The sequence below is a fragment of the Bradyrhizobium sp. AZCC 1588 genome (assembly GCF_036924735.1).
Lineage (GTDB): Bacteria > Pseudomonadota > Alphaproteobacteria > Rhizobiales > Xanthobacteraceae > Bradyrhizobium.
Genome location: NZ_JAZHSC010000001.1, coordinates 2,367,966 through 2,383,856 on the forward strand (window position 1 = coordinate 2,367,966; position 15,891 = coordinate 2,383,856).

Here is a 15,891-nt window from a genome sequence, read left to right on the forward strand (position 1 = left end):
GCAAAACCGGGCCCTTAATTCAGCCCCTTCTTTAGGTCATGCCGGATAGTAAGTCAGCCCCGCATGAAACGCTCGATGATCTCCGGCGGCATCGGCGCCGATTTCAGCTTCGCGGGATCGTCCGGGTGCTTGCCGACCAGCACGCGGGTTTCGAACGCCTCGATCGCCAATGCCTCGCCCTTGAACACGTTGTGGACCACCTCGAAGCTGGAGCGCTTGAAACTCTCGATCCGGCTTTCGATCCGGATCCAGTCGCCATGGGTGGACGGGATATGAAATTTGGCCCTTGTGTCGACCATGGGAATGCCGACGAGGCCATATTTGTGGATGAGGTCCTGTTTCGAAAAGCCGGCGGCTTCGAACATGATCGAAGTGGAATCGTCGAACATCGCGAAATAGCGCGGGTAGTAAACGATATTGGCGGGGTCGCAATCACCCCACTGGATCTGCACGTCGCGCCGGTTGACGAACATGGGATGAGTTATCCTAGCGCGGTGCCATGCGAAGCGCGGCATCGAGCCGCACCACTTCGCCGTTCAGGTACGGATTGTCGATCATGTGCAGCGCCAGCGAGGCAAACTCGTCGGCCTGGCCGAGGCGGCGCGGGAACGGGATCGAGGCGGCAAGTGAGTCCTGCGCTTCCTGCGGCAGGTTGGCGAGCAGCGGCGTGAGGAAGAGGCCCGGCGCGATCGTCAGCACGCGAATCCCGAACTGCGCCAGTTCGCGCGCGATCGGCAGCGTCATGGCGACGATGCCGCCCTTGGAAGCCGAATAAGCCGACTGACCGATCTGGCCGTCATAGGCCGCGACCGAGGCGGTCGAGATCACCACGCCGCGCTCGCCGGTCGCAAGCGGCTCGAGCTTCGACATCGGAGCGGTCGCCAACCGCAGCATGTTGAACGAGCCGATCAGATTGACCCTGATCACCTTGTCGAAGTCGCCGAGCGCCATCGGGCCGTCCTTGCCGATCACGCGCTTGGCGACGCCGATGCCGGCGCAGTTCACCAGCACGCGCGCCGGACCATGGGCCGCCGCAGCCTTGGCGATCGCAGCCTCCGCGGAGGCAGCATCGGAAACGTCGCAGATCACGGCGACGCCGCCGATCTCGGCCGCGACGGCCTCCGCCAGGTTGGCGTTGAGATCGCAAACTGCGACCTTGGCGCCCTGCGCCGCGAGGCGGCGCGCGGTCGCCGCGCCCAATCCCGATGCGCCGCCGGTGACGATGGCGGCCTGGTCCTTCAACTGCATGGTGCTCTCCCTGACAAGCTTTTGCGCGAATTCGGTTACAGCGTGATCACCTGCGCCGGTGGCGCGGGCGAATAGATCTCCTCGATCAGCGCGCTGCGATTCTCCAGAACAGCGCGCTGGTTGATCGAGCCCTTGTCGGTGACCTCGCCGCGATCGATCGACAGCGGCGTATCGAGCAGCACCGCGCGCGTGATCCTGGTCGATGAGCCCGTCGCGCCCGCGACGAGCTTCTTGAAGCGTTCGCGGAAGGCTGCGACGATCAGCGGGTCGGACGCCGCGGTGGCCAGGTCGTCATGCGGGAGCGTCGGATTGATCAGGCGGCAACCGTCGAGATCGAGCACCACCAGCGCCGATATTTCGTCGCGGTTGATGCCGGCAATGACGACGTCCCGCACCAGCGGCGCGCAGGCCGCGACGAAGCGCGCCCGTAACGGGCCGACGCTGACCCAGGTGCCGCTGGCGAGCTTGAAGTCCTCACCGATGCGGCCGTCAAAATCGAAGCCGGCGTCGAAATTATCTGCAACGGCCGGCTTGAGCGCGTCGCCCATCTTGTAGAAGCCTTCCTCATCGAAGGACTTCGCCGTCATATCAGGCTGACGCCAATAGCCGGGCATCACGTTCGGGCCCTTGGCGCGAACCTCCAGCTTGCCATTATTGGGCACGAGTTTCGCATCATTGCCCAACACCGGCAGCCCGACATGGCCGGAGCGGCTGGTCACCGGATTGACCGACATGAAGAACGGCGCAGTCTCGGTGGCGCCAAGGCCGGTCAGCATCGGCACGCGATAGCCGGTTTCCTGGACCGACAATTCGTCGAGGCTGTTCCAGACGAAGGCCGACAACGCCGCGCCCGAGAAGAACATCGCCTGCAGCCGCGCAAAGAACTTTTTCCGCAAGGCCGCATCGTCGCGCAGATAGGGCAATAGCGATTCATAGCCCTTGGGCACGTTGAAATAGACCGTCGGCGAAATCTCCTGAAGATTGCGCACAGTCTCTTCAATGCCGCCGGGCATCGGCTTGCCTTCGTCGAGATACATCGAGCCGCCATTATAGAGCGTCAGCCCGATATTGTGATTGCCGCCGAAGGTGTGATTCCACGGCAGCCAGTCGACGATGACCGGCGGCTCGTCCTTCAGGAACGCCAGTGTCTCGCGCAGCATCACCTGATTGGCGCAGATCATGCGCTGGGTGTTGATCACAGCCTTGGGGTTGCCCGTCGAGCCCGACGTCAGCAGGAATTTGGCGATCGTGTCCGGGCCGATCGCTTCGTGCACTGCGTCGAGCCGCGGATGCAATGGCGTCGCCATCAGATCTGCAAGCGTCGTGACATCACGGCCGGGCACCGCACCGCGCGAGGCGGCGATCTCGGTCCCGAACGACACATTGGCGGCGAGCGCATCGGCGAACTTCGTCGCGTCGTCGACGAACACGAGGCCGGGCGTCAACAGCTTCATCAGATAGCTGAGCTTGCCGTAGTCGCGCGATACCAGCGAATAGGCCGGCGATACCGGACAGAAGGGAATGCCGGCATAGAGCGCGCCGAACGCGACGAGCGCATGATCGACCGAGTTGCCGGACAGGATGACAACTGGCTTTTCTGCCGAAAGCCCACGCGCCAACAGCGCAGACGCGATGTGCTGCGACGACGTCAACAGCTCCGCATAGGTGATGTGCCGCCAGCCCCGTGCCGCGTTGCGCTCGGCCATGAAGACTCGATCAGGCGCCGCTGCGGCCCAATGATGCAGGCGGTCGGTGATGCGCGCCGGATAGTCGCGCAACTGCGCTTTCGGGCGCAGATAGATGGTGCCGTCGTCGCGGCGCTCGACATGCACCGCGGGCGTGCCGAACGAGATCGGGCGCAGCGGATGATCGGCGCGCGCGGCTGAATCGGTCGAGGCGGACATGCTGGGCTTGGCGCTCATGTCAGGTCGGCTTCACCTTTGCGGTCTTGTGGTCGAGAAACGCGCGAATGCGGCGCTTGGCCTCTTTGTCGCTCTGCGCCACGGTTGCCATCAGGGATTCCATCAGGAGACCGGTTTGCGGATTGGCTTCCGCGATCATCGGCAGCGCCTGCAGCACGGCGAAATTGGTCAGCGGCGCGTTCGCCGCCACGCGTTCCGCCAGTTCCAGCGCCTTCGGCAGCGCGCCGCCGGCTTCGGTGAGATATTGCGAGAAGCCATAGGCCGAGCCTTCGGTCGCCGAATAGACCCGCCCCGTCAACATCATGTCGATCATCCGCGCCACCCCGATCAGCCGCGGCAGCCGCACCGACCCGCCGCCGCCGACGAAGATGCCGCGCTGGCCTTCGGGCAGCGCGAAGTAGGCTGATGGTTCGGCAACGCGGATATGGGCGGCGCAGGCCAGCTCCAGCCCACCGCCGATCACCGCGCCCTTCAGCGCCGCGATCACGGGGACCCGGCTATACTGGATGCGATCGAACACGCGGTGCCACATCTGCGAATGGCGCAGGCCCTCGGTGGCGTCATGCTCGGTCAGTTCGGACAGGTCGAGGCCGGAGGAGAAATGGTCGCCGACACCATGGATGACCACCGCGCCTGTGCCATCGGGCAGATTGGAGAAGCAATCCTGGATCGCAAGGATGATGCCGTCGTTGAGCGCATTGCGCTTGGCCGGACGGTTAAGCCCCACGGTCAGCACCGCGCCCTTCTGCTCGATCTTGAGCAGGTCGGATTGACCCGCAGCGGCGGTGGAGGCGTTTCCCATGGGCAATTTTAGGTCCTGCGCAGAATAGTTATGTTTTATAACGATTTTGCCGGGCGGGAGTCAATGAGGGAAGTTTACCCTCCCCTGGAGGGGTCCGGACGAGCGAAGCTCGCTCGGGGGTCGCCGCGAAGCGGCGGGGCGGGGTGACGGTCCCTCCATTCGGATGGTGCCCGTGTTGAGAGATCACCCCACCCCGCCTCACATTTCGCTGCGCTCAATGCGAGCCGACCCACGAGCGAGCTTCGCTCGTCTCGGACCCCTCCAGGGGAGGGTGACAAACCCGCTCCCGGACTGCGCTCCCTCCACGTCATTGCGAGCGCAGCGAAGCAATCCATAGCGCCGCTCGGGGATAGATGGATTGCTTCGCTGCGCTCGCAATGACGGGGATATAGTTTCGCGATCTCGCGACATGTTTGCCCGAGCTTTGCATCTTCGTTTGCCCGCCCTCTTGTTCTGAGGGCGCAGGGAAGACCGGGTGCTTGCTGCACCCGCGGTCTCGTGTGCAATTGCGCACAAGGAACGCGCACACGAGCATACAGGTACAGCGGGAGCATCCCGGCCTTCCCTGCGCAATGGCTTTACGGCTTATAACGTGCTCTCCCCGGCGAACGGCTCTTTTGCCACCGTCGCTGCGTGAAAACACCACGCAGCTTCATGCCAGCACCGCGACATCAGGACCACACGACTTCACCGTACGCCTCCGGCGCGCAACGTCTATCGCGCCATCTGCGTCCATCGCATCTCACCGCGCGTTCGTGACATGGCCGACGCCCCTCATCTGCCGTGAGACAGACGGAGTTATGCGGCTGATTTGGGTGAGAACGAAAGCAGAATATTTTTGATTCCACGCCTTGACACGATTTCTGAAAATCAGAAGTAATTTGCCCCGTCGGGCAGTCACAGACAAAGTCACAGAAATCGTAGGGTGGGCAAAGCGCCCACGTCCGCCGTAGCTCCATGAGCGAAGGCGGAAGCGTGCCCACCATCAAGCAGCGCGATCAGGGATGGATGGTGGGCACGTCGCTAGCGATCCTTTGCCCACTCTACAACTGTGATGTCTGCGGCTGTTCACCCTCCCCTGGAGGGGGAGGGTCGACGCGAAGCGGCGGGGTGGGGTGACGGTCTCACCTCACGATCAGTGCCCGTGTTGAGAGATCACCCCACCCCGCCTCACATTTCGCTGCGCTCAATGTGTGACGACCCTCCCCCTCCAGGGTCCCGCAAGGGGAGGGTAAGAAGGGCTCACAGCACCTGATGCACGTCGATGACGACGTGGTCGGCGTGGCGGGCGGCGGAGGCGATGAAGAGGTTTTGCATCAGCCAGCGATATTTCTCTGCGCCCGTCTCGAATTTCGGCACGGTACGGAAATAGATCAGTTTTGGATCGACCGGCTCGCCGCGCTTGAGCTTCTGCAGCAGTTCGACCGGGCCGAAGCGCAGGCCCTTGTTCTCGACATAGACCACCGCGCCATCGTCGGTCTCGAAGGCGTATTTGGCTTCCAGCTCGATCAGCTCGTTGGGCCGGATGATCTGGAAGTCGGCACCGAAGGCGCAGACCTTGCCGTTGATTTCGCCCTTCACCTCGCCGCCGATGATCGGAATGATCCGGCGCACGCCGGTGCCGATCTCGCCGGCCGAGGTCACCTCGCCGATCCGGACGGTGATGGTGAAGACGTATCTGGTCTCAAGCTGCGGGCTCATCGGCGCCACCCATGCTCTATCCGGCCATGCGTTGCGGCAGCCACAGTGCCAGTAGTGGAAATGCGATCAGGATCACCAGCCGGACCAAGTCCGTCACCACGAAGGGCATCACGCCACGGAAGATCGTGGAGAACGACACGTCCTTGACGACGCTCTTGATGACAAAGACATTCATGCCGATCGGCGGTGAGATGAGGCCAAGCTCTACCGTCATCACGATGATGATGCCGAACCAGATCGGGTCGAAACCGAGATGCACGATCACTGGAAAGATGATCGGCACCGTCAGGATGATCATGGCCATGGCATCCATCAAGCAGCCCAGCACCAGATACATCACCATGATCAGCGCCAGGATGCCGTAGGGACCGAGCCCGAGGCCGGTGAGAAGCTCCGTGACTTTCTGCGGGGTCTGAGTCACCGTCAGGAAATAACCGAAGATCAGCGCGCCAATCAGCACGGTAAACACCGCGGCTGCGGTGCGGGTCGCCTGCAGCAACGAGCCCAGGATCTTTTCCTTGTCCAGCCTTCCCGTCAGTATGCCAATCAGGAACGCACCGGTGGCGCCGACGCCGCCCGCCTCCGTCGGCGTAAAGCGCGGCAGAAACGGCAGGCCGTACAGCCCACCTATCACGAAGATGAACAGCAGCACCGGCGCCCAGATGTTCTTGAGGCCGGCCAAGCGCTCGCGCCATTTGGTTTGCGGACCCGCCGGCAGGAAGTCCGGCCGGAACCAGCCGATCAGCGAAATCGTAAGCATGTACATCGCAATGGCGAGCAGGCCGGGGATGATGCCGGCGATGAACAGCTTGCCGATGTCCTGTTCAGTGATGATGCCGTAGACGGCAAGCACCGTCGATGGCGGCAACATGGCGCCCAGCGTGCCGCCGGCCGCGATCACGCCGGTGGCAAAGGATTGCGGATAGCCATAGCGCCGCATTTCCGGATAGGCGACGGTCGAAAACGTCGCAGCGGTCGCAACCGACGAGCCGCAGATCGCGGCAAAGCCACCACAGGCTCCGACGGTAGCAATGCCGAGCCCGCCGCGCAGATGGCCGACAAAGCCGTTGGCGGCGCGGAACAGTTCGCGGCTCATGCCGGAATTGCTGACGAACGCTCCCATCAAGAGGAACATCGGAATCACGCCGAAGGTGTAGTCGGTCACCGTGCGCATCGAGGTCTGGCCGACCATCTTGAGCGCCGGCGTGAAGCCGACCAGATAACCGAAGCCACAGACACCGACGAGGCCCATCGCCATGCCGACCGGCACGCGCAGCAGCATCAGCACGAAGAGCGCGACAAATCCCAGGACCGCGACGGTATCGGTGCTCATCCCGCCCTACTCCACGGTCTTGATCTTGGCGTCATGGATGTCTTCCGGATGGAAGACCAGCCGCCAGGTGCGGATCGCGATCAGGAGCACCGCGGCGGCGTCGCCGGCCCAGGCGACCGCGAAGAACGGCCAGGTTGGCATATGCACTTCATACGTCAGGACATTGTCGTTGTAGGTGCCGCGCACCTTGTCGAACAAGGTATAGGTCTGCACGGTGACGACGAACAGCAGCACCAGCGTCGCGAACACGTCGATCATGCGCTGGTACTTTGGACCGACATTGGCCCAGATCAGATCGACGGTGATGTGGCCACCGCGGTAGCTGGTGGCGGCGATTCCCCAGAAGATCAGGATGCCGAGCAGCATGCGCCCGATGTCGAACGAATCCGGGATCGCATAATTGAACGTGTTGCGCAGCAGGACGCCGATGAAGATGTTGAGCGCGACGATGCCGACAAAACCGGCCGCGATCCATTCGATCGTGTCGATGAAACGATCCATCCACGCGCGATTCATGTCCGCTCCGAACGGCTGGCAATGGCAGGGAGGAGACGGCGGCAGGAGATCCCTGCCGCCGTCAAAGCCGCTTACGCTCTACTGCGCGAGCGCGTTGTACTTGGTGAGCGAAGCCTTGAGCTCGGCCAGCGCCGCGTCCGGATCGCCGCCGTTCTTCTTGACGCCCTCACCCCAGGTCTTGACCAGCGGCTCGGCCGCCTTCTTCCACGCCGCCGTCTGCTCCGGCGTCAGCTTGTAGACCTCGTGACCCGACATCGCCTTGATCTTTTCGACGCCGGCATCCTCGTACTTGCCCCAGGGTTCGCCGACGCGGCCGGCAGCTTCCGTGTTGCAATTGTTGTCGACCGCCTTTTTTTGCTTGTCGGACATCTGGTTGTACTTGTCCTTGTTCATCACGAAGGCAAAGGTCGTGACATAGATCGGCGCTTCGATGTGATACTTCGTCACCTTGTCGATGCCGAACAGAACTACCGACCCCCACGGGAAGGTAACGGAGTCGGCGACGCCGCGCTCGATGATGTCGCGGACCTCCGGCGCCGAGGACTGCACGTTGGTGCCGCCGAGCTGGGTGACGAAATTCGCCATGGTGGCGTGGGCGGGCCTGATCTTCATGCCCTTGATGTCTTCGGGCGTGACGATTTTCTTCGTCCGGGAATGGAACGTCGACGGCGAATGGATGAAGGCCAGACAGAACTTGACGTCCTTCATCTCCTTCTCGGCATATTTGCGATACCAGGCGTCGAGCGCCATCGAGCCGCCCTTGGCGTCCGACATCAGGAAGGGCAATTCGCCGGCGCCGATGAGTGGAAACCGCCCCGGCTGATAGCCCGGGTTGATGTAAGTGACATCAGCGATGCCGTCGCGCGCCATGTCGTAATGATCGAATGCCTTGCCGAGCTGCTGCGCCGGGAACACCTTGGACTTGACGGTGCCGCCGGATTCCTTCTCAACCGCCGCGCCCCATTCCTCCAGCGCCTTCTGCAGCGGATGCGAGGCCGGCACCCAATGCGACAGTTTCAGTTCGAAGGTTTTTTCCTGCGCCAGCGCAGGCGTCACGCTGGCGGCCAGCAGCATCGCCAGAAATGCTTTCCTCATCGGCATCCTCTCCCTTGGCACGCGGGCTGTTCATTCGCCCGACATCGTTAATTAACATGTTATCTAACTCGCCCCCATTTTCAAGGCGAACGTTCAGCCGCAGCGTCTCCTCTTCCCCTGGTCGCCATGTGCACTGCCGCGAAGTGCACCCATACTGTTTCGCGCCAATGTCCTTTGCCAAAACCGTTATATGATATAACTACCATTGCAAGATAACTACCATTGCAAGCCTGGGGCAACCGCCGGCTTGAAACCTATAATACCGGGAGGAGCGGGTATTGAGGACAAAAGTCGCAATCATAGGTGCAGGTCCGGCAGGATTGTTGCTTGGGCAACTACTTCACCGCTACGGCATCGATAATGTCATTCTCGAGCGCCAGACGGGCGAATATGTGCTCGGCCGCATCCGCGCCGGCCTGCTCGAGGAAGGCACGGTGGCGCTGCTCGACGAGGTCGGCGCCGGCGAGCGCGCCCATCGCGAGGGGCTGGTCCACCACGGTCTGGAATTGGCGTTTGGCGGCGCGCGCCACCGCATCGACTTGCACGGCCCGACCGGCAAGACCGTCATGATCTACGGCCAGACCGAGGTGACGCTCGACCTGATGAACGCGCGCAAGGCGGCTGGCCTCACCACCATCTACCAGGCCGCCGACGTCAAACCGCTCGATTTCGACACCGACCGCCCGCGCGTCAGCTACGTCAAGGACGGCGTCACCCACGAGATCGAATGCGACTTCATCGCCGGCTGCGACGGCTTTCATGGCGTCAGCCGCGCCAGCGTAAAGCCGTCCGCGATCCAGACCTTTGAACGGATCTATCCATTCGGCTGGCTCGGCATCCTCTCGGAGACGCCGCCGGTCAGCCCCGAGCTGATCTACTCGAACCATGCGCGCGGATTCGCGCTCTGCACCATGCGCTCGACCCGGCGCAGCCGCTATTACGTGCAGTGTCCGCTCGACGATCATATCGACCAGTGGCCGGATGAACGCTTCTGGGACGAGCTGAAGCGCCGGATCGACCAGAAGGCGGCCGACGAACTCGTCACCGGCCCCTCGATCGAAAAGAGCATTGCGCCCTTGCGCAGCTTCGTCGCCGAGCCGATGCGGTTCGGCCGGATGTTTTTGGCCGGCGACGCCTCCCACATTGTGCCGCCGACCGGCGCCAAGGGCCTGAACCTCGCCGCCAGCGACGTGCATTATCTCTCGCAGGCGTTGCGCGAATATTATGACGAGAAATCGTCCGCCGGCATCGACGGCTATTCCGCCAAGGCATTGTCGCGCGTCTGGAAGGCGGTGCGCTTCTCCTGGTGGATGACCTCGATGCTGCACAAATTCCCCGACCAGGGCGAATTCGGCGCACGGATTCAGCTCGCCGAGCTGGATTACGTCGTCAACTCGAAAGCGGCGTCCGCGTCGCTGTCGGAGAATTACGTGGGGCTGCCGTTCTAGGCGGGAATCGTAGGGTGGGCAAAGCCCAGCGTGCCCACCATCATATACTCCGCAAGAGTGGTGGGCACGCTTCGCTTTGCCCACCCTACAAGGTCGCTCCGCCGTCATGCCTTTTCAAACATGCTGGCAAATCACGTTTAAAACTTTGTAGGCGGTGACTTCGCGCGGCATGTTGCGTTCAATGACTGAAAACAGCACACCGCGAGCCGCCAATGACCGCATCCGACATTCCCGCAGGGTTCGAACCGCACACCCGCAAGAGCCCGCTCACCGATCCCTGGGAGCCGCTGTATTCGAAGAAGACCGACAAGGCCGTGATCATCGGGCTGCGGCTGGCAAAACCGCACACCAACGGCCGGGGGCTCATTCACGGCGGGCTGATTGCAGCGCTGGCCGATAATGCCATGGGCCATAGCTGCGCGCATGTGATGGGCGGGATGTCGTCGCTGGTGACGATCGGGCTGGCGGTCGATTTCGTCGGCACCGCAGAGGTCGGGCAGTGGCTCGCGGTCGAGAGCGAGGTGGTCAAGACCGGCAGGACGATCTGCTTCGCGCAGAGCCTGATCAAGGCCGACGACGCCGTGATCGCGCGGGCCAATGCGACGTTTCGGGTGGTGCCGAAGAAGGCATGATGTCATTCCGGGATGGTGCGCCAGCACCAGACCCGGAATCTCGAGATTCCGGGTTCGATGCTTCGCATCGCCCCGGAATGACATCACTACCCGAAATGCCAGTCGGCCATTTCGGTGACGAGATCGACGAAGGTGCGCACTTTGGCCGACAATAGCCGCGAGGTCGGATAGACGATGTGGATCGGCATCGCCGGCTGCTCGAACGGCGCGAGCACTATTCTGAGCCGCCGCGCTTTGAGGGATTCGGCGGCCTGATAGGCCATCACCCGCGTCAGCCCGCCGTCCTGCTCGGCATACTGGATGGCGGCATCCGAGCTGTTGGTGGCAAAACGCGGCGTGCTGGCGACGCGGATTTCGCTGTTATCCTCGACGAAACGCCAGTCGAGCGCCGCCGTCATGGCGCCGAACTGGATCGTATCATGCGCGGAGATGTCCCGTGGCCGCTGCGGCTCGCCGCGCGCCCGGAGGTAGCCCGGCGAAGCCACCACGATCCGCCGCATCTCGCCGACATGGCGCGCCACCAGCGTCGAGTCGGGCAGATGGCCGATTCTAACAGCGAGATCGACACCATCCTCGACGAGGTTGATCATGCGGTCGGACAAACGGAGATCGACGCCGACGTCGGGATAGCGCTTCAGGTAGGCGGTCACGATTGCGCTGACATGCAGCCGGCCGAACCCGACCGGCGCCGAGATGACGAGCTGCCCCTCGGGGCGCGTGCGCTCGCCCGCGACGGCGCCCTCGGCCTCCTCGACGTCAGCCAAGATCCGCCGCGCCCGCTCCAGGTAGCGCGAGCCGGCGTCGGTCAGCGTCACCTGCCGCGTCGTCCGCTGCAGCAGCCGCGCGCCGAGACGATCCTCCAGCGCCGCAATCAGCCGCGTCACGCCCGATGGCGACAGCCCGAGCTTGCGCGCCCCGGGGGCAAAGCCCCGCAGGTCGGCCACCGCGACAAAGGCCTGCATGGCATCGAGCCGGTCCATCCCGTTATTGCATATCTAGCAATAGTGAAGTGTCAATTCCAAAGATTGTTTAAGTTACGGAAACATCCATCTTAACGCCCGAAGGACGACCGTTTAGGCGCTCCACGGGAGGTTCGGATGTCTGACGTTCACACCTATTCCAGCGACGTCGCCTTCACCCCGGCGGTGAAGGCGATCCAGACCCGCAAGGGCTCGCGCGAGGCCTATGCCAGCGTCGAGGCCCGCGGCGGCTGGCGCGTCGAGATCGACGAAAACCTCGCGGGCTTCCTGGCGGAGACCACGAGCTTTTATCTCGCGACCGCCTCCGCGGACGGCCAGCCTTACATCCAGCACCGCGGCGGGCCGAAGGGCTTTGTCAAAATTCTCGACAAGAACACCATCGCGTTCGCCGATTACAGCGGCAACCGGCAGTACATCAGCCAAGGCAATCTATCGGAGAATCCGAAGGCACATATTTTCGTGATGGACTACGCGCATCGCCGGCGCGTGAAGATCTGGGGCGACGCGCGCGTGGTGGAGGATGATCCGGCGCTGACGAAATCGCTGATGCCGCACGGCTACAAAGCGCGGCCTGAGCAGGTCATCCTGTTCAAGATTGCGGCGTGGGACACCAACTGCCCGCAGCATATCCCGCAAAAGTTCGATGCAGCCGATGTCGCGCAGGCATTGGCTGTGCGCGACGCCCGCATCGCCGAGCTCGAAGCTGAGCTGGCCGCCTTGCAGGGCCAGCCCGCGGCAACATCGTAATCAGGCGGCTTGCTGCTGCACCGGCGCCCAGGCGAATTCCGGGTAGTACAGCAGCATCATCCGGTCGACATAGGCGGTGAGATTGGCGAATTGCTCGGTCCGCTGCCGCAGCGCTGACTCGAAGAACGGTGTCAGGATTCCGGCGAGCGCGCCGAATGCGGTGGCGTCCATGCCGCAGGGTGTTTCGCCCATCAGAAACGGCTTGTCGCCGAGTTGGACCGACAGCGCAAACAGCGAGCGGGCGGCAAGATCGATGTCCTCGTCGGGGGCGTGGCGGCCGAGGCCGCTGAGCAGGTAGTTCTCGGCGACGCGGAACTGGGCGTCCTCGCGCATCTTCTCGCGTAAGTGCGCCGGCGCGCTGTCGAAGAAATGCGCAGGGCCCTTGGCAAAATTGTCGCCATCGACCCAGCGCGCGCCGACCAGCGCCCAATAGATATGATGCTCGATCATCCGCTCGAACGCCCAGGCCTGCGCCCGCGCCTGCAGGCTGAGCGGCGCATCGAAGTCGAATCCATATTTGGCCTCCAGATGCGCGCGAATGAAGGTGGAATCGGCGATCGTCTCGGCCTCGTCGACGACGTACGGCAACTGCCCCTTGGGCGAAGCCGGCGGCTTGGCCTTCTCCTTGCGATAGGCAAGACCGGCCATCTTGAGCTGGACCTCGGTCTTGGTCACAAAGGGACTGATCTCCGGCAGGCCGAAGCCGGCACCGAAGCCGTAGAGGGTAATCATGCTGGTCTCCCGATCTCAAAAACGCGCCCGAGGCTAGCGCCCCCCTGCTGCCACCATGGTGTCAGCAGCAGCAGTGCCGGCCGCCGCCTTCCTCCTGCCGCGGCGAACGGGGCTTGCGCGCCCACGACGCAAGCTGCTCTTGCGCCAGGGCGCACATGGCGATGAGCGAACGCCATGCCAGCTCAACCATCGCCCAGCGCAGGTCGGTGGTGACGCAGTGGATGGAAACGAGCTGTTCCAATGCAAATCGGTGGGCATTCACGAGAGGTCCGCGGCTTCGCCGGAAGCCGAATTCGCTGAAAATCGTCATGGACAAGTTCCCTTTAATTGAGGTGTTGTCCCGATATACAAAACCCCTGCTGCCAACATGCTGTCAGCATCGCGGGCCATGATCAGGAAAAGAGACAAGCCATGAGACGGGCCGACCGGCTGTTTCAAATCATTCAGGTGCTCCGGCGCACCCGCAAGCCCTTGACCGCGGACGCGATCGCAGCGGAGCTGGAGACTTCGAAGCGAACCATCTACCGCGACATAACGACCCTGATCGAACAGCGCGTGCCGATCCGCGGCGAAGCCGGCGTTGGCTACATCCTGGAAAAGGGCTTCGACCTGCCGCCCTTGATGCTCACGCCAGATGAGATCGAGGCCTGCGTGCTCGGCGCGCAATGGGTGGTCGGCCACGCCGATCCCGCGTTGGCACGCGCAGCCCAGGACCTGATGGCGAAAGTCGCCGAGACGGTGCCGGAGCGCTTGCGGCCATTCGTGCTGGAGCCGGCCAGCCGCGCCCGACGGGCATGGAACCGGGAGCCCGACCGCATCGACATGGTGCGGACACGGGCGCAGATCCACGACGGCAAGAAGATCACGCTGAACTATCGCGACGAGCATGGCCGCGACAGCCAGCGCACGATCTGGCCGATCGCAGTCGGCTATCACGAGGCGGTGCGGATATTGGCGGCGTGGTGCGAACTGCGGAAGGATTTTCGCAGCTTCCGCACCGACCGCGTCGTCGACGCAGTCTACCACGACGAAAGATATCCGGAACGGCGCGATATCCTGCGGGCGAAATGGCGGCGGAGCCTGGTCTGGGAAGCGCCGAAGGATACTTGAGGCCGGTCGCTGGTCGCGGCCGTCATTCCGGGCTAAACGCTGAAACATGCAAGGAATCGCCGCCGACAACCAAAACCCCTGCCAAGCCTGCGGCGCCTGCTGCAGCTACTCGCAGAACTGGCCGCGTTTCACCACCGAGGACGATGCGGAGCTCGACCTGATTCCTGAGCAATTCGTCAACGCGAGGCTGTCGGGAATGCGCTGCGACGGCGATCGCTGTTCGGCGCTGTCAGGCAAGGTCGGCGAAGCGACGTCGTGCCTGGTCTACGCGGTGCGGCCCGAGGTGTGCCGCACCTGCATGCCCGGTGACGTGGAATGCGCGATGGCGCGAAAGCGGCACGGATTGCCGGTGTTGGCGTGATGTTGATTGTCGTCCCTGCGAACGCAGGGACCCATACCGCGTGATCTATCGATCGCGCGATCTGGGAGACGCTTTCTAAAGCAACAAGGATTCGTGGTTATGGGTCCCTGCGTGCCGCCTTCGCTAAAGCTTCGGCGAGCCCAACGTCAAACCCCGGCGAAGACGGGTCGCAGGGACGACGGCTGAGCAAGTTACGCCGTCACGGCTTCGGCAAAATCTTCGTCGTCGATCTCGTCCTCGATCGGCTTGAAGGTCGAGAGCGGCTTGGTCGAAAGGGTGATCGGCTTGCGGCCGCCGTGCGATGACGACGAGGCGGAACGCGCGGCGGGTTCGCGCGACAGCGCATAGAGCGTAGAACCGACCCGGCCGCCGAAATGGACCAGCTCGCGTTCGGTGCAGCTCGCCGCGATGGCGACGGCCAACGCGTGGAGGTGACTGCGCCGGTAACAGAACAGCGCCAGCATGGCGCGGACGTCGGATGAAACGCTTTCCACGAGCAGCGACAGCCCGTGCGGATTGGCGCGATACATCTCGCCCAGCAGCTCGTCCCGGACCGGACAGAAATCGTTCTCGAAGGCGTCGCGGCTTGAAAACATTGCGGGTTCTCCCTATCCGGAAGATGCCGCGTAATTCTCTAATGAAGGGTTAACCACCTGCACCAGTAGTGTTCCGGAGCGCTTGCCAGTGACGCATGAACCGGAATCAGAACGTGATTCGCGCCAGCGTGGATGCGCCTTTCCGAACTCGGAGAGATTGGACTGATGCCGCCAGTCGCGGGATCAGTTCGCCGCCATGAAAATCGCCAGGCCGAAACCGGTGAGATGATGCAGCGCCTGATCGACGCCGATCAGCGTCCAGAACCACGGATGCTCGTTCTCGAGCGTGACGCCGAACCGGGAGGCGATGATGCCCTTGAGGCGGTCCACGGTGAGGTGAATGAAGAAATCGATAAACGCGACGAACCAGAATCGCGGCGCGACGATCAGGATCAACGCCAGCGATACCGCGAGGTGCACGAGGCAATGCGCAAGCAGCGGCATCGCCCAGCCGGTCTTTTGATCCTTGCCGATCGCCATCCAGGAAGTTTGCAGCATGAAATCGGCAATGACGTGCTTCACCGTGAGAAGCAGCATCCATCCGATCAGCGCACCTACCGGGATCGAGGACGACATCGAAGGGAACAACAAAGCTGACGCCCTTTGGCTGGGACTGACGAGATAGCGAAAAACCGGGGCCTAGGCTGTCAGCGCAATGTTCTTGTCAA

18 protein-coding genes are annotated in these 15,891 nt (G+C 62.9%); 5 read left to right on the plus strand and 13 right to left on the minus strand.

Annotation, left to right across the window (positions count from 1 at the left end):
* Positions 1-53: 53 nt before the first annotated feature.
* The 8 genes from V1277_RS11090 to V1277_RS11125 all read right to left on the minus strand — a co-directional run bounded on the left by V1277_RS11090 (position 54) and on the right by V1277_RS11125 (position 8,617).
* On the minus strand, positions 54-473 hold the full coding sequence (locus tag V1277_RS11090; RefSeq protein ID WP_334372532.1) for an acyl-CoA thioesterase: 420 nt from the start codon (positions 471-473) through the stop codon (positions 54-56).
* A 13-nt stretch (positions 474-486) separates the two neighbouring features.
* Positions 487-1,248: an SDR family NAD(P)-dependent oxidoreductase gene (locus V1277_RS11095; RefSeq protein ID WP_334416178.1), complete on the minus strand. Its 762-nt coding sequence runs from the start codon at positions 1,246-1,248 to the stop codon at positions 487-489.
* A 35-nt stretch (positions 1,249-1,283) separates the two neighbouring features.
* Entirely contained in the window at positions 1,284-3,170 is a 1,887-nt protein-coding gene (locus tag V1277_RS11100; RefSeq protein WP_334416179.1) for a feruloyl-CoA synthase, read from the minus strand.
* A 1-nt stretch (position 3,171) separates the two neighbouring features.
* Positions 3,172-3,978 carry a crotonase/enoyl-CoA hydratase family protein gene (locus V1277_RS11105; RefSeq protein ID WP_442894471.1) on the minus strand — a complete coding sequence of 269 codons (807 nt, stop codon included), beginning with the start codon at positions 3,976-3,978 and terminating at the stop codon, positions 3,172-3,174.
* 1,236 nt (positions 3,979-5,214) lie between these two features.
* Positions 5,215-5,673, minus strand: a complete 459-nt coding sequence (locus V1277_RS11110) for a DUF3237 domain-containing protein (RefSeq protein ID WP_334416181.1) — start codon at positions 5,671-5,673, stop codon at positions 5,215-5,217.
* A 16-nt stretch (positions 5,674-5,689) separates the two neighbouring features.
* Positions 5,690-7,006, minus strand: a complete 1,317-nt coding sequence (locus V1277_RS11115; protein ID WP_334416182.1) for a TRAP transporter large permease — start codon at positions 7,004-7,006, stop codon at positions 5,690-5,692.
* A gap of 6 nt (positions 7,007-7,012) precedes the next feature.
* The gene (locus V1277_RS11120) at positions 7,013-7,522 is read right to left on the minus strand and encodes a TRAP transporter small permease (RefSeq protein WP_334372523.1); all 510 of its coding nucleotides are present in this window, start codon (positions 7,520-7,522) and stop codon (positions 7,013-7,015) included.
* A 78-nt stretch (positions 7,523-7,600) separates the two neighbouring features.
* Complete coding sequence (locus tag V1277_RS11125) at positions 7,601-8,617, minus strand: TRAP transporter substrate-binding protein (protein ID WP_334416183.1); 1,017 nt, start codon at positions 8,615-8,617, stop codon at positions 7,601-7,603.
* 278 nt (positions 8,618-8,895) lie between these two features.
* Here V1277_RS11125 and pobA point away from each other — a divergent pair, with 278 nt between their 5' ends.
* Positions 8,896-10,065, plus strand: a complete 1,170-nt coding sequence (gene pobA / locus V1277_RS11130; protein WP_334416184.1) for a 4-hydroxybenzoate 3-monooxygenase — start codon at positions 8,896-8,898, stop codon at positions 10,063-10,065.
* 212 nt (positions 10,066-10,277) lie between these two features.
* A complete protein-coding gene (locus tag V1277_RS11135; RefSeq protein WP_334416185.1) occupies positions 10,278-10,697 on the plus strand; it encodes a PaaI family thioesterase in 420 nt (139 codons plus the stop codon).
* A gap of 86 nt (positions 10,698-10,783) precedes the next feature.
* Here V1277_RS11135 and V1277_RS11140 read toward each other — a convergent pair whose 3' ends face one another.
* On the minus strand, positions 10,784-11,677 hold the full coding sequence (locus tag V1277_RS11140; protein ID WP_334416186.1) for a LysR family transcriptional regulator: 894 nt from the start codon (positions 11,675-11,677) through the stop codon (positions 10,784-10,786).
* A 117-nt stretch (positions 11,678-11,794) separates the two neighbouring features.
* On the opposite strand from V1277_RS11140, the gene V1277_RS11145 reads away from it, so the two are divergent.
* Positions 11,795-12,424, plus strand: coding sequence for a pyridoxamine 5'-phosphate oxidase family protein (locus V1277_RS11145; protein WP_334416187.1), 630 nt, complete (start codon positions 11,795-11,797; stop codon positions 12,422-12,424).
* Here V1277_RS11145 and V1277_RS11150 read toward each other — a convergent pair whose 3' ends face one another.
* Both V1277_RS11150 and V1277_RS11155 read right to left on the minus strand, forming a co-directional pair.
* The gene (locus V1277_RS11150) at positions 12,425-13,156 is read right to left on the minus strand and encodes a glutathione S-transferase family protein (protein WP_334372514.1); all 732 of its coding nucleotides are present in this window, start codon (positions 13,154-13,156) and stop codon (positions 12,425-12,427) included.
* A 61-nt stretch (positions 13,157-13,217) separates the two neighbouring features.
* Positions 13,218-13,466 carry a hypothetical protein gene (locus V1277_RS11155; RefSeq protein WP_334416188.1) on the minus strand — a complete coding sequence of 83 codons (249 nt, stop codon included), beginning with the start codon at positions 13,464-13,466 and terminating at the stop codon, positions 13,218-13,220.
* 101 nt (positions 13,467-13,567) lie between these two features.
* Here V1277_RS11155 and V1277_RS11160 point away from each other — a divergent pair, with 101 nt between their 5' ends.
* Entirely contained in the window at positions 13,568-14,266 is a 699-nt protein-coding gene (locus V1277_RS11160) for a helix-turn-helix transcriptional regulator (protein ID WP_334372512.1), read from the plus strand.
* A 46-nt stretch (positions 14,267-14,312) separates the two neighbouring features.
* Positions 14,313-14,627, plus strand: a complete 315-nt coding sequence (locus tag V1277_RS11165; RefSeq protein WP_334416189.1) for a YkgJ family cysteine cluster protein — start codon at positions 14,313-14,315, stop codon at positions 14,625-14,627.
* A gap of 191 nt (positions 14,628-14,818) precedes the next feature.
* Here the strand turns inward: V1277_RS11165 and V1277_RS11170 are convergent, their stop codons facing one another.
* Together V1277_RS11170 and V1277_RS11175 are read right to left on the minus strand one after the other, a co-directional pair.
* Complete coding sequence (locus tag V1277_RS11170) at positions 14,819-15,223, minus strand: hypothetical protein (RefSeq protein WP_334372510.1); 405 nt, start codon at positions 15,221-15,223, stop codon at positions 14,819-14,821.
* A 183-nt stretch (positions 15,224-15,406) separates the two neighbouring features.
* Entirely contained in the window at positions 15,407-15,760 is a 354-nt protein-coding gene (locus V1277_RS11175) for a DUF3307 domain-containing protein (RefSeq protein WP_334420337.1), read from the minus strand.
* Positions 15,761-15,891: the final 131 nt, after the last annotated feature.